This window comes from Metallibacterium scheffleri (assembly GCF_002077135.1).
Taxonomy (GTDB): Bacteria; Pseudomonadota; Gammaproteobacteria; order Xanthomonadales; family Rhodanobacteraceae; genus Metallibacterium; species Metallibacterium scheffleri.
This window is the reverse complement of sequence record NZ_LDOS01000001.1, coordinates 71,254-87,853: the sequence shown is the minus strand read 5'-3', so window position 1 is coordinate 87,853 and position 16,600 is coordinate 71,254. Positions and strand designations below refer to the sequence as shown.

18 protein-coding genes are annotated in these 16,600 nt (G+C 68.4%); 13 read left to right on the top strand and 5 right to left on the bottom strand.

What is annotated here, in order from left to right; translation table 11 throughout:
• Positions 1–105: 105 nt before the first annotated feature.
• A complete protein-coding gene (locus tag Mschef_RS00420; RefSeq protein ID WP_081125902.1) occupies positions 106–975 on the top strand; it encodes a cytochrome c oxidase subunit 3 in 870 nt (289 codons plus the stop codon).
• 54 nt (positions 976–1,029) lie between these two features.
• On the opposite strand, the gene Mschef_RS00415 is transcribed toward Mschef_RS00420, so the two are convergent.
• A complete protein-coding gene (locus tag Mschef_RS00415; protein WP_081125901.1) occupies positions 1,030–1,251 on the bottom strand; it encodes a DUF2909 domain-containing protein in 222 nt (73 codons plus the stop codon).
• A gap of 93 nt (positions 1,252–1,344) precedes the next feature.
• Here Mschef_RS00415 and Mschef_RS00410 point away from each other — a divergent pair, with 93 nt between their 5' ends.
• The 5 genes from Mschef_RS00410 to Mschef_RS00395 are packed head-to-tail and all read left to right on the top strand — an operon-like array spanning position 1,345 to position 5,527.
• Positions 1,345–2,055 (top strand): SURF1 family protein, encoded by a 711-nt coding sequence (locus Mschef_RS00410; RefSeq protein WP_081125900.1) that lies wholly within the window; start codon positions 1,345–1,347, stop codon positions 2,053–2,055.
• 9 nt (positions 2,056–2,064) lie between these two features.
• A complete protein-coding gene (locus tag Mschef_RS18000) occupies positions 2,065–2,622 on the top strand; it encodes a hypothetical protein (RefSeq protein ID WP_136256397.1) in 558 nt (185 codons plus the stop codon).
• Positions 2,619–3,764 carry a COX15/CtaA family protein gene (locus Mschef_RS00405; protein WP_136256398.1) on the top strand — a complete coding sequence of 382 codons (1,146 nt, stop codon included), beginning with the start codon at positions 2,619–2,621 and terminating at the stop codon, positions 3,762–3,764. Before Mschef_RS18000 ends, Mschef_RS00405 begins: the two co-directional genes overlap by 4 nt.
• Positions 3,765–4,673, top strand: coding sequence for a heme o synthase (gene cyoE, locus Mschef_RS00400; protein ID WP_081125898.1), 909 nt, complete (start codon positions 3,765–3,767; stop codon positions 4,671–4,673).
• A gap of 14 nt (positions 4,674–4,687) precedes the next feature.
• Positions 4,688–5,527, top strand: coding sequence for a cytochrome c oxidase assembly protein (locus tag Mschef_RS00395; RefSeq protein WP_081125897.1), 840 nt, complete (start codon positions 4,688–4,690; stop codon positions 5,525–5,527).
• On the opposite strand, the gene Mschef_RS00390 is transcribed toward Mschef_RS00395, so the two are convergent.
• Both Mschef_RS00390 and Mschef_RS00385 read right to left on the bottom strand, forming a co-directional pair.
• Complete coding sequence (locus Mschef_RS00390; protein ID WP_081125896.1) at positions 5,499–6,029, bottom strand: copper chaperone PCu(A)C; 531 nt, start codon at positions 6,027–6,029, stop codon at positions 5,499–5,501. The two genes, Mschef_RS00395 and Mschef_RS00390, sit on opposite strands and share 29 nt — an antisense overlap.
• Positions 6,026–6,619 (bottom strand): SCO family protein, encoded by a 594-nt coding sequence (locus Mschef_RS00385; RefSeq protein ID WP_081125895.1) that lies wholly within the window; start codon positions 6,617–6,619, stop codon positions 6,026–6,028. The genes Mschef_RS00390 and Mschef_RS00385 overlap by 4 nt, the downstream gene beginning before the upstream one ends.
• Before the next feature lie 94 nt (positions 6,620–6,713).
• On the opposite strand from Mschef_RS00385, the gene Mschef_RS00380 reads away from it, so the two are divergent.
• Together Mschef_RS00380 and glnE are read left to right on the top strand one after the other, a co-directional pair.
• On the top strand, positions 6,714–7,205 hold the full coding sequence (locus tag Mschef_RS00380) for a glutathione peroxidase (protein WP_081125894.1): 492 nt from the start codon (positions 6,714–6,716) through the stop codon (positions 7,203–7,205).
• On the top strand, positions 7,202–10,081 hold the full coding sequence (glnE, locus tag Mschef_RS00375; protein WP_081125893.1) for a bifunctional [glutamate--ammonia ligase]-adenylyl-L-tyrosine phosphorylase/[glutamate--ammonia-ligase] adenylyltransferase: 2,880 nt from the start codon (positions 7,202–7,204) through the stop codon (positions 10,079–10,081). Before Mschef_RS00380 ends, glnE begins: the two co-directional genes overlap by 4 nt.
• A 271-nt stretch (positions 10,082–10,352) precedes the next feature.
• Here glnE and Mschef_RS00370 read toward each other — a convergent pair whose 3' ends face one another.
• Positions 10,353–11,303 (bottom strand): mitochondrial fission ELM1 family protein, encoded by a 951-nt coding sequence (locus Mschef_RS00370; protein WP_081125892.1) that lies wholly within the window; start codon positions 11,301–11,303, stop codon positions 10,353–10,355.
• A 205-nt stretch (positions 11,304–11,508) separates the two neighbouring features.
• Between Mschef_RS00370 and Mschef_RS00365 the strand changes: the two genes are divergently transcribed.
• The 3 genes from Mschef_RS00365 to Mschef_RS00355 all read left to right on the top strand — a co-directional run bounded on the left by Mschef_RS00365 (position 11,509) and on the right by Mschef_RS00355 (position 13,677).
• The gene (locus Mschef_RS00365; protein ID WP_081125891.1) at positions 11,509–12,102 is read left to right on the top strand and encodes a malonic semialdehyde reductase; all 594 of its coding nucleotides are present in this window, start codon (positions 11,509–11,511) and stop codon (positions 12,100–12,102) included.
• A gap of 43 nt (positions 12,103–12,145) precedes the next feature.
• Entirely contained in the window at positions 12,146–12,757 is a 612-nt protein-coding gene (locus tag Mschef_RS00360) for a YceI family protein (protein ID WP_081125890.1), read from the top strand.
• Positions 12,758–12,984: 227 nt separating this feature from the next.
• On the top strand, positions 12,985–13,677 hold the full coding sequence (locus Mschef_RS00355; RefSeq protein ID WP_081125889.1) for a pirin family protein: 693 nt from the start codon (positions 12,985–12,987) through the stop codon (positions 13,675–13,677).
• A 4-nt stretch (positions 13,678–13,681) separates the two neighbouring features.
• Here the strand turns inward: Mschef_RS00355 and Mschef_RS00350 are convergent, their stop codons facing one another.
• Positions 13,682–14,890, bottom strand: coding sequence for a Yip1 family protein (locus Mschef_RS00350; RefSeq protein ID WP_081125888.1), 1,209 nt, complete (start codon positions 14,888–14,890; stop codon positions 13,682–13,684).
• Between the two features lie 163 nt (positions 14,891–15,053).
• On the opposite strand from Mschef_RS00350, the gene Mschef_RS00345 reads away from it, so the two are divergent.
• Complete coding sequence (locus tag Mschef_RS00345; RefSeq protein ID WP_081125887.1) at positions 15,054–15,263, top strand: zinc-finger domain-containing protein; 210 nt, start codon at positions 15,054–15,056, stop codon at positions 15,261–15,263.
• Between the two features lie 95 nt (positions 15,264–15,358).
• Positions 15,359–16,492, top strand: coding sequence for a glycosyltransferase (locus Mschef_RS00340; RefSeq protein ID WP_242426402.1), 1,134 nt, complete (start codon positions 15,359–15,361; stop codon positions 16,490–16,492).
• The last annotated feature ends 108 nt before the right edge of the window (positions 16,493–16,600 follow it).

Genomic DNA, 16,600 nt, shown 5'->3' with positions numbered 1-16,600 from the left:
GCGTGCACGGCAGCATTGCGCGGCGATGGTGTTGGCTTAAACTCGCGTTCATCCACGCGGCGGTTTGACCGCCGTATCGAAACCAACTCGCAACGGAACTTCGCCATGTCCCAGCAAGCCGGTGCTTACTATGTCCCCCACGGGAGCCGCTGGCCGATCATCGCCGCAGTCGGATTGTTCATCTTCATGTGGGGCGCCGCGCACTGGCTGGACGGGATCGAGCCGGAAGGCCCGATCCTGCTCTTCACCGGCGTCGCCATCATCATTTTCATGAAGTTCGGCTGGTTCGGCGAGGTCATCCGCGAATCGCAGCGCGGGGCGTACAACTCACAGGTGGACGTGTCCTTCCGCATGGGCATGATGTGGTTCATCTTTTCCGAGGTGATGTTTTTTGGTGCGTTCTTCGGGGCCCTGTTTTACAGCCGTGGCCTGCAGGTGCCGTGGCTCAGCGGCGAGGGCCACGGCGCGCTGACCAACTATTACCTGTTCCGCGGCTATACCGGCGGCTGGCCAACCGCCGGTCCCGACGCCATCGGCGGACCGTTCAAGACGGTACCGGCGTGGGGCGAGCCGCTGCTCAACACGCTGCTGCTGCTGTCATCGAGCGTCACCATCACCATCGCGCACCACGCGCTGCGCGATGGCCATCGCCGCCGCATGCTGGTGTTTCTGGCGGCCACGCCGATCCTGGGCGCGCTGTTCCTGTGGTTCCAGGCGCACGAGTACATCGATGCGTACACGCATCTGAATCTGACGTTGCACAGCGGCATTTATGGCGCCACGTTCTTCCTGCTGACCGGCTTCCACGGTCTGCATGTGACGCTGGGTACGATCATGCTGCTGGTGATTCTCTATCGCACCTGGCGCGGCGACTTCAGCAAGGAACACCACTTCGCCTTCGAGGCGGTGGCCTGGTACTGGCACTTCGTGGATATCGTCTGGCTGGGGCTGTTCCTGTTCGTCTACATCATGTAGTCCGAAGTGCGTCACGCGGACCTGGAACGTCCGGATCCGCCGGAATCCGCGTGGCTAGCCACCCAGGCCATGCGGTTTGAGCAGTCCGGTCAGGATGCCGATGATCACCAGCAGGAACACACCCAGCGAAAACCCGATGCGTCGTGTCAGTGCCCATGCCATGCGCTTGGGGTTGGAGTCCGGGCGCTCGGTCATCATGTAAAACAACGCCTGGCCGAGGCTGAAGATCGCCGCCAGCAGCATCAGGATCAATGCGGCTTTGAACAAGGTGTGCATAGACATGCATCCGGTCAATGACAAACCCAGTATAGACCGCGGCAGGTCAAGGCTGCGTTTGTGCTGAGACTGCGCCGACCCTCGTGGTTCGCGATGCTGCTGACGTTGGCGGGGATCGCGATCTTCGTGCGTCTGGGCATCTGGCAACTGGATCGCGCGGCGTACAAGGAACACTTGCTGGCGCGGTTCGCGCATGCCACGGATGCGCCGCTGATCCCGTTCGCGCAGGTTAGCGACACCGCGCCGCATCACGGTTTCGCGCACATCGCGGTGCACGGCCACTATCTACAGGGCCGTGCCTACATGTGGGACGACCAGACCATCGGCGAGCAGGTCGGCGTCGATGTTTACGTGCCGTTCGTGGTGCAGGGTCACGCGCGCCTGGTGATCGTCAACCTCGGTTTTCTGCCGCACGGCAACAGTGAGCTCGACCGACGCCCGCAGATGCCGCCGCTGCCCGCCGGCGAGCTCACCCTGCATGGGCTGTATGCGTCGATGCCGCCACCCGGGCTGAAGTTGGGCGGCGACCAGATCGCGCGGCAGAAGCAATGGCCCAAGCTGAGCACCTACCTCGAATTGAGCCAGATCAGCCGCGATCTCGATCAGCGCCTGTACCCCGGCATCGTACTGCTGGATCCGAACCCAAAGTCGGCCTATCTGCGCGACTGGACGCCGACCTTCATCCCGCCTGCGCGGCACCAGGCCTACGCTTTCCAGTGGTTCTCGTTTGCCGCCGCGGCGCTGGTGATTTTCATCGTGCTGCACCGGCGCGTCGAGCCGCCAAAAAATGATCGCCAGGACTGATTGCCACGCATGAACGCTTCACTTGACCCTCGCCGCGGCCGCCGCCAGTTGCTGCTGATCGCCGCCGTGTTTTTCGCGCCGATGCTGTTGGCCGCCATCCTGGCGCTGTCCGGATGGGTGCCAAGCGCCAGCAGTCACGGGCAACCGATCGTGCCGCAGGAAAGCTTTGCCGCGCTCAAGGTCGGCATCGCCGGAGGCAAGGACTGGCCGTGGAAGGCAGCGACACCGCAATACACGCTGCTGGCCCTGGCCGGGCCGGGTTGCGCCGCGGCGTGCCTGTACAAGCTGTACATGCTGCACAACGCGCAGATCGGCTTGAACAAGAGCAGCAAGAACCTGCGCCTGTTGTATGTCGGCGCGCCACCGGTTCTGGCCGACACGCATGGCGCGCTGCAATCCTGGACGCTGGGGCGAACCCGGGCTCCGCAATTGCTGCGCTTCGTTCCGCGGCCGGCCGATCAGGTCGCGGTGATCCTGGTGGCGGCGGACGGCACGGCGATCGTGTATTACCCGCCAGCGGTCTCCGTGGCCGGCATCAACAAGGATCTGCGGAGGTTGTTCAAGTGATCGTCAAGCCCGCATGGGTGCGGCCGCTGGCCTGGATCGCCGCCGCGTTGGCGCTGGGCGTGATCGTATTCGGTGCCTTCGTGCGCTTGTCCAACGCCGGATTGTCCTGCCCGGACTGGCCGACCTGCTATGGGCAGATCACCTGGCCCACGCACCACGCCGCGATCACTGCGGCCGATGCCGCGTTTCCGCAGCGGCCGGTGGCCGTGCATCTGGCCTGGCGGGAACAGGTGCACCGCTTCATCGCGGGCACGCTGGGTGTGCTGGTGCTGCTGCTGGCGCTGGGTGCGGTCTGGCGCCAGCGCATGCCACGCGTTGCGGTGATCGTGGCCGCGCTCGCCGCAGCGGCGGGTGTCTGGCTGTACATGGGTGGCGAGCACGCATACTCCAGCGCGCTGGCCGGCATCGCCATCGCGTTGCCGCTGCTGGCTGCGTGGCGGCTGCGCCGCGCGGCACCGTGGAAGGTACTGACGGTGGTGCTGGGTTTGATCATCTTCCAGGCCATGCTGGGCATGTGGACCGTGACCCTGCTGCTGAAGCCGGCCATCGTCACCAGTCATCTGCTGGGCGGACTGGCCACGTTTGCGTTGCTGGCCTACGCGGCGTTGCGCCTGAGCGGCGCGGGCACCCGCGACATACCAGCGCGGCGCCTGCTGCCCTGGGTGGCGCTGGGCCTCCTGCTGCTGGCGATGCAGATCGCGCTGGGCGGCTGGACCAGCACCAACTATGCCGCGCTGGCCTGCGGCACGAGCTTCCCGGAATGCGCGGGCCGCTGGTGGCCGGCGCTGAACTTTCATCAAGGTTTCGTGTTGTGGCGCGATATCGGGGTCAACTACGAAGGCGGCGTGCTCGATGCAGCGGCGCGCGCGGCGATCCAGATGGCGCATCGCATCGGCGCCGTAGTCGTGTTCGTTTACGGGCTGTGGCTGGCCTGGCGCGCGGCGCGCGCCGGGCTGAAGCCGCAGGGCATCGTGCTGGCGCTGTTGCTGTGCGCGCAGGTGCTGCTGGGCATCGGCAACGTGGTGCTGGGTCTGCCGCTGGCCGTGGCCACCGCGCACAATGCTGGCGCCGCGCTGCTGCTGTTCACCCTGATCTGGTTGCTGGCCGCCACGCAGCGTCCATCCACGCAGCGGGAGTTCTGAGTGAAGTTGTGGCGCGAGTATCTGGAACTGACCAAGCCGCGTGTCGTCGCCCTGCTGGTGTTCACCGCGCTGATCGGTGCGCTGCTGGCGGTGCCCGGCCTGCCGCCGTGGCGGCACCTGCTGCTGGGCCTGGCCGGAATCTGGCTGGCGGCGGCCTCGGCGGCGGCGCTGAATCACCTCATCGACCAGCGCATCGACCGCATGATGGCGCGCACCGCGCACCGGCCGCTGGCTACCGGCACGCTGCGTCCGCTGCAGGTGTTGCTGTTCGCCCTGGCGCTGGGCGTGGTTTCGATGCTGATTCTCGCGCTGGGAGTGAATGCGCTCAGTGCATGGCTGACGCTGGCCTCGCTGATCGGTTACGCGGGGGTGTACACCGCGTTTCTCAAGCGCGCCACGCCGCAGAACATCGTCATCGGTGGCATCGCCGGCGCGGCGCCGCCGGCGCTGGGCTGGGTGGCGGTCACCGGCACGCTGGCGCCGCACGCGCTGCTGCTGGTGCTGATCATTTTCCTGTGGACGCCGCCGCATTTCTGGGCGCTGGCGATTTTCCGCCGCGCCGATTACGCGCGCGCCGGCATCCCGATGCTGCCGGTCACGCATGGCGTGGTGGTCACGCGCTGGCACCTGCTGGCCTATACCGTGCTGCTGGTGCTGGCCACGCTGCTGCCGTATCTGACCGGCATGAGCGGGCTGTTCTATCTCGGCGGCGCGCTGATCCTGGACATCGGGTTCCTGTATTACGCCGTGCGCATGCTACGCCCGCCGGATGAGCTGTTCGCGATGCGCACCTTCGCCTACTCGATCATTTATCTGGCGGCGCTGTTCGGCTTTCTGCTGGCCGACCACTGGCTGTTGCCGATGCATGCCGCGGCACCGCAGTTGCTGCAGTACGTGCCGATCCGCTAGGCGCGCTGCCGGCGATGCACGCGTTGCTGCAATTCTTCGTGCCCTGGGAACCTTCGCCCCTGGCATGGCTGCTGGCCATTGCCGCGATCGTGCTGTACTGGCGCGGGCAGCGCCTGCGCCCGGTTTCGCGCTGGCGCCGCGCGGCATGGTGGATCGGTCTGGCGTTGTGCTACGTGGCCATGCAGTCGCGCTGGGATTATTTTTCCGAGCACGCGTTTTTCCTGCAGCGGCTGCAGCATCTGGTGCTGCATCATCTCGGGCCGTTTCTGCTGGTGCTGGCCTATCCGGGGCCGCAATTGCGCGCCGCGTTGCCACTGCGCTGGCGCGTGCGCGGCGCACGTATGCTGCGCGGGTTGCCGCCGCTGCGCTGGGCCATGAACGTGCTACTCGATCCCTGGGTGGCGGCCAGCCTGTTCGTCGGCGTGATCGCGCTGTGGCTGTATCCGCCGGTGCAGTTCGTGGCCATGCTGGACGACCGCATCTACCGTCTGATGAACTGGAGCATGCTGCTCGATGGGTTCCTGTTCTGGTGGCTGGTGCTGGACCCGCGCGCCAAGCCGCCGGCGCGGTTGTCACCGGGGATGCGCGTGGTGCTGCCGCTGCTGGTCGCGCTGCCGCAGATCATGATGGGTGCCTTCATCACCTTTACCGGCGAAGACCTGTATCCGGCCTTCGAGGTGTGCGGGCGCGTGTTTCCGTGGCTGACTTTCCAGACCGATCAATATCTCGGCGGGCTGATCATCTGGATTCCGGCGGCGATGATGAGCGTCATCGCTGCGCTGCTGGCGATGCGGCGCTGGACGCTGCTGGACGCACGCCGGCACCTCAATGCGCGGCGGCGGGCCGCACCGTGAATTCGACCGGGTACGGCGCATGGCCTGCGAACTGCAGGTCGATGCGCACGCGTGTGCCGGGCTGCACCGTGGACGCGGCGTGCATCAGCATCAGGTGATAGCCGCCGGGCGCGAAGTGCACGCCCTGCCCCGGCGCGATCGACACCTGATCGACGTGCACCATGCGTTCCATGCCGCCACGGCTGATGCTCTCGTGCAACATGACCATCCGGTAGCTGGGACTGGTCGCGCCGACCAGTTGCAGCGGCTGCCTGCCCAGGTTGCGCAGCGAAAAATACCCGCCCATCGGCAGCCCCGCCGGCAGCCAGCGCACCCAGGCGTCGGTGACCGCGACGCGCGCGGTGGGCAGAGCGCGCGCGTCCGGAGCAGGCGCCATGCCCGGCATGTCGTGCATCGGCGCGTGCGCGGATGCGGCAGGTGGCGCGGCGTTTGCCAGCAAGGGCGCGGCCAGCAGACCCGCGGCGAGCAAGGCGTGGGCCAGCAGGTGGCGAGGCAAATTCATGCGTTGGGCTCCGTCAGCAACAGGTGCAGGTCGTGGGTCAGTTGCGCAACTGAATCGTGCTCCGTCGCCAGCAGGCGCGCGCGACCCTGCGGGTCGAAAATGAAGATCGCCGCGCTATGGTTGACCACGTAATTGCCGGTGGCATCCGGCTTGCCGTAGCTGTAGGCCACGCGGTAGCGCTTGGCCACGCGCGCGATCGCATCGGGCGTGCCGGTCAGGCCGATGATGTGCGGGCCGAAGGCACTGGTGTAGGCGCGCAGCAGGGCCGGCGTGTCGCGTTTGGGATCGACGCTGACGAACAACACGCGCACGCGCTGCGCCAGCGGGCCGAGGTTTTGCAACACCACGGTCAGGTGCGCCAGCGTGGTCGGGCACACGTCCGGGCAATGCGTGTAGCCGAAGTACAGCAGCACGGCCTTGCCGCGATAGCTGGCACCGGTCACTGGCTGGCCGAGGTCGTTGATCAGATGAAAGCGCAGATCGGGCAGATGCCCGCGCACATCGGTCAGCAGCCATGGGCGGGGCGCATGCGAGCACGCGCTCAACAGCAGTGAAAAGGTGGCGAGGACAATCAGCAAGCGGCGCGACATGCGCTATTGAATCACGATCGATCACCGCGGTTCATCCCTGCGGCGGCGCGGCGCAAGTGCTATACCGCGCATCCCGCTTCGATGGAGTCCGTGCATGAGCCCGCTTGCCACCTTGCATGCCACCACGCTGGAGGGTGAGGACATGGCCTTGTCGCGCTATCTCGGCAAGACCCTGCTGATTGTCAACGTGGCATCGAAGTGCGGCTTCACGCCGCAATATCGTGGACTGGAGGCCTTGTATCGACAGTACCGCGCGCGCGGACTGGAAATCCTCGGTTTTCCCTGCGACCAGTTTGGCCACCAGGAGCCAGGTGCCGCCGAGGAAATCCGCCAGTTCTGCACGCTCAACTACGAGGTGAGTTTCCCGCTGTTCGCCAGGATCGCGGTCAACGGCGCCGACACGCATCCGCTGTATCAATGGCTGAAGCGCGAGGCGCCCGGCGTACTTGGCTCGCAGGGCATCAAGTGGAACTTCACCAAGTTCCTGGTCGATGCCGAGGGCAGGGTACGCGCGCGCTACGCGCCCACCGATACGCCCGCGGCGATCGGACGCGAGCTGGATACGCTGTTGCCCGCCGCGGCATGAGCCAGGCATGCGTTACCGCGCACGCGCCGCTGGCGCCGCCGTTGCGCGCGCTGCTGGCGCAGCGCTATGCCGATCTGGTCGCGCATTTGCGCATGGCCGCGGTGCCGTATTACGACGATGCCGGCGTTGCCGAGCGTGTGCAGCGCCTGCTGTTGGTCAGTGATTTCGCCTCCAGCGTGCTGCGTGCGCAGCCACAGCTGCTGGCGCCTGCGGGCCTGCACTGGCTGGGCAGTGGCGGTGATCCCGGCGCGCGTCTGCTGGCCGGACCGGGGCTGCCCGAAGCGCGCGACGCGGCCCTGATGCAGCTGCGCCAGACGCGCGCGCGCGAAGCGCTGCGTCTGGTCTTCCGCGACGTCAACGCACTGGATACGCTCGCCGAAACCCTCGCCGCCACCAGCAGCCTGTATGCGGCCCTGCTCGAGCTGGCCTTGCGCCACGCCGAGCGCAGCCTGCGTGCGCGCCACGGCGTGCTGCGCGATATGCAGGGGCGCGCGCAGCGCATGACGGTGCTGGCGCTGGGCAAGCTGGGTGGCGGCGAGCTCAATTTCTCCTCGGATGTCGACCTGATCCTGGCCTACCCCGAGGAAGGCCACAGCGACGGCACGCGCGCGCTGGAGGCCAGCGAATACTGCGCGCGGCTGACACGCGAATTCGTCGGTCTGCTCAGCGAAGTCACCGCCGACGGCCAGGTCGCGCGCGTGGATCTGCGTCTGCGTCCGTATGGCAGCGCCGGGCGCCTGGCGTGGTCGTTCGCGGCGATGGAGGCCTATTACCAGAGCGAGGGCCGCGACTGGGAACGTTACGCCTGGATCAAGGCGCGCCCGGTGGCCGGCGATCTCGATGCCGGGCGGCAACTGCTGGCGCAGTTGCGGCCGTTCGTCTATCGCCGCTACCTGGATTACACCGCCTTTGCCGGCCTGCGCGCGATGAAGACGCTGATCGACGCCGAGGTGGCGCGCAAAGACCTGGCCGCGAACCTCAAGCTTGGCCCCGGCGGCATCCGCGAGATCGAGTTCAGCGTGCAGCTCGAACAACTGATTCGCGGCGGGCGCGAGCCCGGCCTGCGCGAGCCCGGCCTGCTGCCGGCGCTGCTGGCGGCGGAGCGGCGCGGCTTCATCGCCAGTGCGCGCGCGCGCATCTTGCGGCAGGCATGGACGCTGCTGCGCCACGTCGAAAATCGCGTGCAGATGCTGGCCGACGCGCAAACCCACGCGTTGCCGGATGAGCCACTGGCGCGGCTGCGCATCGCGTGCGGACTCGGCTATGTCGATGACGCCGCGCTGGATGCCGCGCTGGCCGCGCAGCGCGCCGCGATCAGCGCCGCCTTCGCGCCGATCCTCGATGGCGCCGCAGCGGCCCGCGTGCCCGGGCAGGACGCGCTGCTGGCGCTGTGGCGCGACATGCAAGTCGGCAACGCCACTGCCGCCGCGATCAGCGCCTGCGCACTGGATGCAGAGTCCGGCGCGGCGCTGCAGGCGTTGGCCGGCAGTCGCGCCGTGCGCGGCATGAGCGAGTCCGCACGGGCCGGCCTGGAGCGTTTGCTGCCGCGGGTGCTGCATGCCGCGCGCCACAGCGCCGCGCCGCACCTGGCGTTGCCGCGCCTGCTGCGCCTGCTGCACAACATCGCGCGGCGCCCAGCCTATCTGGCGCTGCTGGAAGAATCACCCGCCGCGCTGCAGCGCCTCGCGGTGCTGTGCGCCGAGCGCGCGTTCCTGGCGGCGCGCGTGCTGGCGCAGCCGCTGCTGCTCGACGACGTGCTCGATCCGCGCATCGAGCAGTTGCCGCTGAAGGCCGCGGCCATCGCCGCCGAGATCGCGCACCTGCTCGACGCACTGGACGAACGCGGCCCCGAGGCTGAACTGGAACGCATCAACGAGGCGCGCGCCAGCCTGGCGTTTCGGCTGGGTCTGGCCTTTGCCGACGATCGCGCCGATGCGCCGGCCACCGCGCGCCGGCTGGCGGCGCTGGCCGAGGCCGTGCTCAACGCCGTGCTGCGTCTGGCCGAAGGCGAGCTGGTCGCGCGCCACGGCCGTCTGCCGGGCAATGGCCTCGGCTTCTGCGTGATCGGCTACGGCAGCCTGGGTGGGCACGAACTGGGCTTTGCCAGCGATCTCGATGTGGCGTTCGTGTATGACGCCGCGCGCGCCACGCAGGGCAGCGATGGGCCGCGTCCGCTGGAAGGGTCGCAGTGGTACCAGCGCCTGGCGCAACGCGTGGTGCACTGGCTGGGTGCGGTCACCCGCGCGGGGCAACTTTATGCGGTGGATACACGCCTGCGCCCGGATGGCAGCAAGAGTCTGCTGGTGCAGAGCATGGATGCCTATGCCGACTATCAACAGCAGCGCGCCTGGACCTGGGAGCATCAGGCGCTGGTGCGCGCGCGCGTCGTGTGCGGTGATGCGCAGCTGGGCGCGGCTTTCGCGCAGGTGCGCCAGCGCGTGCTGGCGCAACCGCGCGCAGCCGCGCAAGTCGCTGCCGAAGTCGGCGCCATGCGCGAACGCTGGCGTGCTGAACGCGATCGCTCCGACGCGCAGCGCTTCGATCTGAAACAGGGCGCCGGCGGTCTGCTGGATCTGGAATTCCTGCTGCAGGGCCTGGTGCTGGCGCATGCCGCGCGCGCGCCGCTGATCACCGAGAGCACCGCCAGCGCGGCGCTGATCACCGTGCTGGAAAGTCTGCATGTGTTGCGCACCGCGCAGGCCGCAGCACTGCGCGCCGCGCATGCCGCGCTGCTGCAACACGCGCTGAGCTGCACCCTGGACGACCGCCCACGCCTGCTTGCGCGCGAGCCCGTGCTGCAGCAGCACGCCGACGCGGTGCTGCGCGTGGCCGCCGAATGCGGGTTTGTGTTCGCCGATGGGGCTGGCAGCCGTTAGCAGGGCGCAGGGGCACGGGCAGGGGGCGGGTATCCGGCAGCTGATCAGCGCGAGCGGGTAAACCCAAACGGGTCATTGCGAACGGGCAGCAGCGTAGCGGCGGTCGAACAGCCATCACCTCGTGATCGTCATGCCCGCGGAGAGCCTGCCCCCGCGCAGGCGGAGACGGGCATTCGGCGCGCGTCGGGCAATGCAGGGATTCACTTTGTGTCGCGCATGCTCCGTCGATGACGCCAACGCGACGGCGCGCGCCGCCATCCCGTCCTTCCGCTCAGCGTGCCCCCTGCAGGATGTCGCGCACGCGCGCGGCGATCGCTGCGGTTTCGCGCAGCGGCGCCGGCGCGCCATAGGTGGCGTCGGCGTCGAGCAGCCAGCCACCCGTGCGCAGCGCGGCGTGGAAACGCGCCAGGCGCGGCGGCAGCGGCGCGCTGACCACGCTATGCACCGGCACGCCGCAGGCGGCCGCTTCGCTGAGCATGTTCACCGAATCTGGGCTGACCAGCAGGCGGTCGCTCCATGCGAGCACGCCCGGATACGGGTTTATGCCATCCCCGGCGCCGTGCCATACCTGCCGCGGCCGCTCGCCAATGGCCTGCAGGCAGGCATCGACCATGCCGGCGGGCGTGCGGCGCGAAGCGGTGATCAGCACGCTGCCGCCCTGCCGCAACAGCGCGCGCAGCGTTGCGCCCAGCGCTGACCGCCACGCGGCATCCAGCGCCACGCCGCGCCGCGGCCCGCCCAGCAGCACGCCGATGCGCGGCGCCGGCAAGTGCGCGAAGTGTTGCCAGGCGGCGCGCGCGTCCGCCAGCCAGGCGGTGTCGATGGGGTGCAGCGAGCCCAGCGGAGTGAGCACGTTGGCTCCGCGCAGCCCATCGTGACGTGGTGCGATCACCACATCCCAGTGACGCGTGTCGCAGCGCGGGTCGAGGATCTGCACGCTGCGGCAGCTCCCGCCGCCGATCTCGCGCAGCTGGCGCGTGGCCAGCGCCGCCTGGCGACCGCAGCCGATGACCAGCCCGGGCCACGGCGGTGCCAATTGCGCGCGCGCGCGGCGGTCCCATGCCAGCAGTCCGCCCGCCGCGACGCGTGGCGCCAGCCACGACCATGGCGCGCGCGGCCGCAGCATCAGCTCGCGCGCCGCGCCGCCCAGCGCCGCGGCCAGCGCCAGCGCCTGGCGCCGGTTGCCCGCCGCGCCATCGCTGATCACCCAGATCGAATGCATCGCCACTCCGCCTGCGCCCGGCCCCGTCAGGGCGCATTGTCGGGCAAAGCGCGGCAGCGGGCGGGCGCGCGCCGGCGCATGCGAATCGATGGCGCATTGTCCATGCCGCGCTGACAGTGCATTGCCACGCGCGCCGTGTGCCGGGCTGGCGCCGCACCTACACTGTGCGCCGTCGCGAGCAATCGCCCAGCCGCATGGAGTCTCGATGAAGCCCGAACTGTCCGCCGCCGCGCTCGACCAGATTTTCCGCGAAGCGCGCACCTACAACGCCTTCCTGCCGCGCGAAGTCAGCGACGCGCAACTGCGCGCGATCTATGACCTGGCGAAGATGGCGCCGACCAGCGCCAACGCCTCGCCGGCACGCATCGTGTTCGTCAAATCGCAGGCGGCCAAGGCGAAGCTGGGGCCGCTGTTGTCCGATGGCAATCGCGCCAAGACGCTGGCCGCGCCGGTGACCGCGATCGTCGCCACCGACCACGCGTTTTACGAGCACCTGCCCAAGCTCTTCCCGCATGCCGATGCGCGCAGCTGGTTTGCCGGCAACCCGGCGCTCAGCGAGATCACCGCGTTCCGCAACGGCACCCTGCAGGGCGCGTATCTGATCATCGCCGCGCGCGCGCTGGGGCTGGACTGCGGGCCGATGTCCGGCTTCGACAACGCGCAGGTCGATGCGGCGTTTTTCGCCAACACCACATACAAATCCAATTTCCTGATCAACATCGGTTACGGTGACGCCAGCCGTGACCTGTTCCCGCGCAGTCCACGCTTCGGTTTCGACGAGGTCTGCCGCATCGACTGACGCTTCGGCGCCGGATTTCCCAACGCTTCCGGAGGATTCCATCATGCGTTTTTCCCATGCATTGCTCGCGGCCGGCCTGGCCCTGGTCACACTGCCGGCGCTGGCTGCGCCGGTGACGTATCACTTCAATCTCGGGCATACCCAGGTGCGCTTCTGCTGGGACCATTTCGGTTTCTCGATGCCCTGCGCCAACATGAACACGGTCAAGGGCACGCTGGTGTATGACGCGCAGGATCCGGCGCTGTCATCGGTGCAGGCGACCATGCCGATGTCCGGGCTGGATACGCACGTGCCGGCGCTCGACGCGCACCTTAAGGAAGCCGATTTCTTCGACGCCGCGAAGTACCCCGACATCACCTACAAGAGCACCAAGGTGATCCCCGGCGCCAAGCCCGGCGAGTTCACCATCGAGGGTCTGCTGACCGCGCACGGCGTGACCCGGCCGGTAACGCTGCACGCCCACCTCAACAAGATCGGCGAGAACCCGATGATGCAGGTGCCGGCGATTGGCTTCAACGCGACGGCGGAGATCCAGCGCAGCGATTTCGGCGTGAGCGCCTATGTGCCGATGGTCTCGAATGCCGTGCAGATCAGCATCACGCTCGAAGCCGATGCGGCCAAGCCTGCCGCCAAGCCCGCGGCGAAGAAGCGCTGAGAGGCTGTGAATTTTTCAGCCTCTCAGCCCGGCCATGGATGGCCGGACGCGAAGCGGTCACGCACGTGGCTGATTCGCGCAGGCGCGTACGGACCTGTGCCGGGCGCGCCGATGAAAATTCCGCACGACGCGGAATTTTTCGCAGGCTCTGAGCGCATGGCTGGCCTGGCGCCCCGCCTGACTGCCGGGCCCGCCAGCGGCCGCGCGCAGCGGCGACCGTCGTGTTGATGCAGCGCCCGGCCGCGGCGCGCGGGCATACGCAAACCGCGTGGCTGGATAGCCGCCACACGTTTTCCTTCGGCCACTACCATGATCCGGCGTGGATGGGCTGGGGCGCGTTGCGTGTGCTCAACGAGGACCGTGTGGTGCCCGATGCCGGATTCGGCGAGCATGGCCACGCCAACATGGAAATCCTCACCTGGGTGCTGCAGGGAGCGCTGGCGCATCGCGATTCCACCGGAGCGTCGGGCGTGATCCGCCCTGGCGAATTGCAGCGCATGAGCGCCGGGCACGGCATCCGCCACAGCGAGATGAACGCCGACGCGCGCGCGCCGGTGCATTTTCTGCAGATCTGGCTGCAGCCGGATCGCTCCAATCGCGCGCCGTCCTACGCCCAGCAAGGCTACGCACCGCTGCCGCTTGCGCAGGGCTGGACCGTGCTGGCCGCGCCGGCCGCAGAGGCTGGCGCGGCGCTGCCACTGCACGCCGCGGCGCGCGTGTCGGCATGGCGGCCATCGGCCGGTGCGCAGCATGCCCTGAACCATATCGCGGAGCAGACCTGGCTGCAGGTGACGCGCGGCGCGGTGCGCGCCAACGGACTCGCGCTGGCGGCCGGCGATGGCCTCGGCCTGCGTGGCGAGGCCACGCTGGCAATCGACGCCGAGGCCGACAGCGAACTGCTGTTGTTCGAGCTGCTGTAGCAGCTTATTCGCCAGGCGTGTCCTTGAGCGTTTGCAATCGGGCCAGGTCCACCGCGTCCACGGCCTGCTTGAGCGCGGCCATGTCCGGACCCTGGCCCTTGGCCTGCACCATGAAGCGGTCGCCGACGATCAGCGTGTATTCGCCCGCGCGCGTGGCGGCGGTCCACTGCTCCTGCACGGTGCGGCCGTCGCGTTGAAACACCTTGTGATAGCCGCTGGCGGATTCCTGATCCTGCTGCACCATGCCGATCATGGCCAGCATGGCGCGATTGGCGCCCATGTCGGTGATGCCGAGCCTGATCTGTTGCGCGCCGCTGCCGTAATCGGCCTTGGCCTCGCTGACCTGCAGCGCACCGATGCCGCCGCGCGTGCTGTCCACGTTGCCGCGCACGAGCCCAGGCAGGCTGGCCGGCAGCAGCGCGCTCATCTGGCCGGGCGCCAGCGGCTTGATTGGCGCGAGGTTCGCGGCCTGCCCGGCGGCGCCCGCCTGTTCGCCCTGCAGAACCTTGCCGGTGGCCTGCATCTGCCGGGCGGCTTGCTGCATGCCGGCGGCCAGACCGCTGATGCCGCTGGACGCTGGCATGTTCACCGAGGCCTCGATGTTGGCGCGCGTCATCGCGCCGATGCCGGTGAACATCGCGCTGGTCCAGCCGATCACCACGCCCAGCACGATGGCGATGACGACGACCACGGCGGTATAGGCCACCGCGCGCTCCTGCGGCGCGCCCAGCGTCGCCTGCAGACCCCGCCACAGCAACCACACGCTGTATGCCGCCGCCGCCAAGGTCAGCAGGACGGTCAGCGCGCCGAGCAGCGGGATCAGGCGCAACACGCCGACGATCCACACCGGCGTCCACGCATAGGCGATGGCCTTCAGCGCCTGCACGCGGTCGTTGCGCGCGCCGAAGCTGGGCGCCAGCGCGGCGGTGATCAGCGCCATCAGGAACACGATCAACAGGGTGAGCAGGTAGGTGGTGACCAATTGCCCGAACAGCGTGCCGAAACCAATCCGGAAGCTGCCGATGAACGGCACCGACATGCCGAAGATGCCCAGACCGATGAAAGTCGCCAGCGGCGTGATCGCCGCCAGCCACAGCACCCAGCCGGTGTACAGGCTGCCGATGCTGGCCGGCTCGCTGGCGATTTCGGGCCAGGTGGCGCGTGGGCTGAACAGAATGGCGCGCAGGCGCGCAATCAGGTGGGCGAAGTTCATGATTGGGCATCACGCAGGCAGGGGCGCACAGCATGCCAGAGCGCCGCGCCGGTGTCGTATACGGCGCTGCGAAGATGCACAACCGTTACACTGCACGCCTTGCTTGCCGGCATGTGCACCCGATCTGCCGGCGCCACCTGCTTGCCCATCTCCGGAGGCTGTCATGACTCGTACCGATCCCGCCGCGGCGGCCCTCAAGCCGGCCAATACGGAACACCGCTACGAGATCACCCGCGCCGATCTGCCGCTGTCCTGCCCGATGCCCGACATGACGCTGTGGAACTCGCATCCGCGCGTGTATCTGGCCATCGAGGACGAGGGTGGCGAATCGGTCTGCCCGTATTGCGGCGCGCATTACGTGCTGAAAACCTGAGCCGCATGCGCAAGGCGCGGCGTGTACTCGCCTTGGCATCGGCTTTACTTTGCTTCTGTCGTCTGCTGCGCCTGGCCCATCACTGACGCCGTGCCGTGATCCGATCCGAACCGTCCATCGCTGCGCAACGCCTGACCGTGGTGCAGTTGATCCCGGCGCTGGACAGCGGCGGGGCGGAGCGCAGCACGCTGGAGATCGCACGCGCACTGGTCGCGGCCGGGCACCGCGCGGTGGTCATTTCCGCTGGCGGACGCCTGGTGCGGCGCCTCGAGGCCGAAGGTGGCGAGCACATCACCCTGCCGATCGGGCGCAAGTCGCCGCTCGCACTGGCCCAGGTCATGCCTTTGCGGCACGCGTTGGCTGCGCTCAAGCCTGACGTCGTGCACGCGCGCTCGCGCTTGCCGGCGTGGCTGGCGCGGATGGCCATGCGCGGGTTGCGTCCGCGCCCGCATTTCGTCACCACCGTGCATGGGCTGAACTCGCCCAATGCCTACAGCGCTGTGCTCACCCGCGGCGAGCGCGTGATCGTGGTCTCGCAGACCGTGCGCGACCACGTGCAGCAGCACTATCCGGATTTGCCGCAGGAGCGGGTGCGCTTGATCCCGCGCGGTGTCGATGCCGATGAATTTCCCTACGGCTACCGTCCCGATCCGGCCTGGCGCGAGGCATTCTTCGCCGAATTTCCGCACCTCGCCGGCGCGCCGCTGCTGACCTTGCCCGGACGCGGCACGCGCCTGAAAGGCCACGCCCATGCACTGCGCCTGCTGGCCGCGCTGCACGCCCGCGGCATCGACGCGCGCCTGCTGCTGCTGGGTGCCGACGAGCCCGCGCGCGCGGGCTATGTGCGCGAGCTGCGCCAACTGGCGCAGACGCTGGGCGTGGCCGACGCCATGGCGATCACGCCGCCGCGCAGCGACGTGCGCGAGGTCTATGCCATCTCCGATCTGATCCTGCAGCTATCCACCCGACCCGAAGCCTTTGGCCGCACCGTGCTCGAAGCGCTGGCGTTGTGCCGTCCGGTGCTGGGTTACGCCCACGGTGGCGTCGGCGAACTGCTGGCCGAGCTGTATCCCGCCGGGCGCGTGCCGACCGCGGACGAAGCGCGCCTGGTCGAGCGTGCTGCCGAATTGCTGCGCCTGGCGCCACCGATCGCCCCGATGACCCGTTATCGTCTCGACAAGATGCAGCAGGCGACTCTGGCGGTGTATGCCGAAGTGGTGCACGGCTAGCTTGCCGCGGCTGGAAATCGGCGAACGCCTTGTGTTGTTGCAAGGTGCGCGGGCTTTTCCGCGAGTGCCGCTGCCGGGCCATTCCCCGCGCCGCGGCACGCGGCGCAC

Excerpts from the sequence above, each read along its gene's own strand:
- Mschef_RS00350 (WP_081125888.1), bottom strand. The coding sequence starts at position 14,890 with ATGAACTTCGCCCACCTGATTGCGCGCCTGCGCGCCATTCTGTTCAGC.
- Mschef_RS00355 (WP_081125889.1), top strand. The coding sequence starts at position 12,985 with ATGCAGCGCCCGGCCGCGGCGCGCGGGCATACGCAAACCGCGTGGCTG.
- Mschef_RS00415 (WP_081125901.1), bottom strand. The coding sequence starts at position 1,251 with ATGCACACCTTGTTCAAAGCCGCATTGATCCTGATGCTGCTGGCGGCG.
- glnE (WP_081125893.1), top strand. The coding sequence starts at position 7,202 with ATGAGCCAGGCATGCGTTACCGCGCACGCGCCGCTGGCGCCGCCGTTG.
- Mschef_RS00360 (WP_081125890.1), top strand. The coding sequence starts at position 12,146 with ATGCGTTTTTCCCATGCATTGCTCGCGGCCGGCCTGGCCCTGGTCACA.
- Mschef_RS00420 (WP_081125902.1), top strand. The coding sequence starts at position 106 with ATGTCCCAGCAAGCCGGTGCTTACTATGTCCCCCACGGGAGCCGCTGG.
- Mschef_RS00365 (WP_081125891.1), top strand. The coding sequence starts at position 11,509 with ATGAAGCCCGAACTGTCCGCCGCCGCGCTCGACCAGATTTTCCGCGAA.
- Mschef_RS00370 (WP_081125892.1), bottom strand. The coding sequence starts at position 11,303 with ATGCATTCGATCTGGGTGATCAGCGATGGCGCGGCGGGCAACCGGCGC.
- Mschef_RS00380 (WP_081125894.1), top strand. The coding sequence starts at position 6,714 with ATGAGCCCGCTTGCCACCTTGCATGCCACCACGCTGGAGGGTGAGGAC.
- Mschef_RS00385 (WP_081125895.1), bottom strand. The coding sequence starts at position 6,619 with ATGTCGCGCCGCTTGCTGATTGTCCTCGCCACCTTTTCACTGCTGTTG.
- Mschef_RS00345 (WP_081125887.1), top strand. The coding sequence starts at position 15,054 with ATGACTCGTACCGATCCCGCCGCGGCGGCCCTCAAGCCGGCCAATACG.
- Mschef_RS00390 (WP_081125896.1), bottom strand. The coding sequence starts at position 6,029 with ATGAATTTGCCTCGCCACCTGCTGGCCCACGCCTTGCTCGCCGCGGGT.
- Mschef_RS00395 (WP_081125897.1), top strand. The coding sequence starts at position 4,688 with ATGCACGCGTTGCTGCAATTCTTCGTGCCCTGGGAACCTTCGCCCCTG.
- Mschef_RS18000 (WP_136256397.1), top strand. The coding sequence starts at position 2,065 with ATGAACGCTTCACTTGACCCTCGCCGCGGCCGCCGCCAGTTGCTGCTG.
- Mschef_RS00410 (WP_081125900.1), top strand. The coding sequence starts at position 1,345 with ATGCTGCTGACGTTGGCGGGGATCGCGATCTTCGTGCGTCTGGGCATC.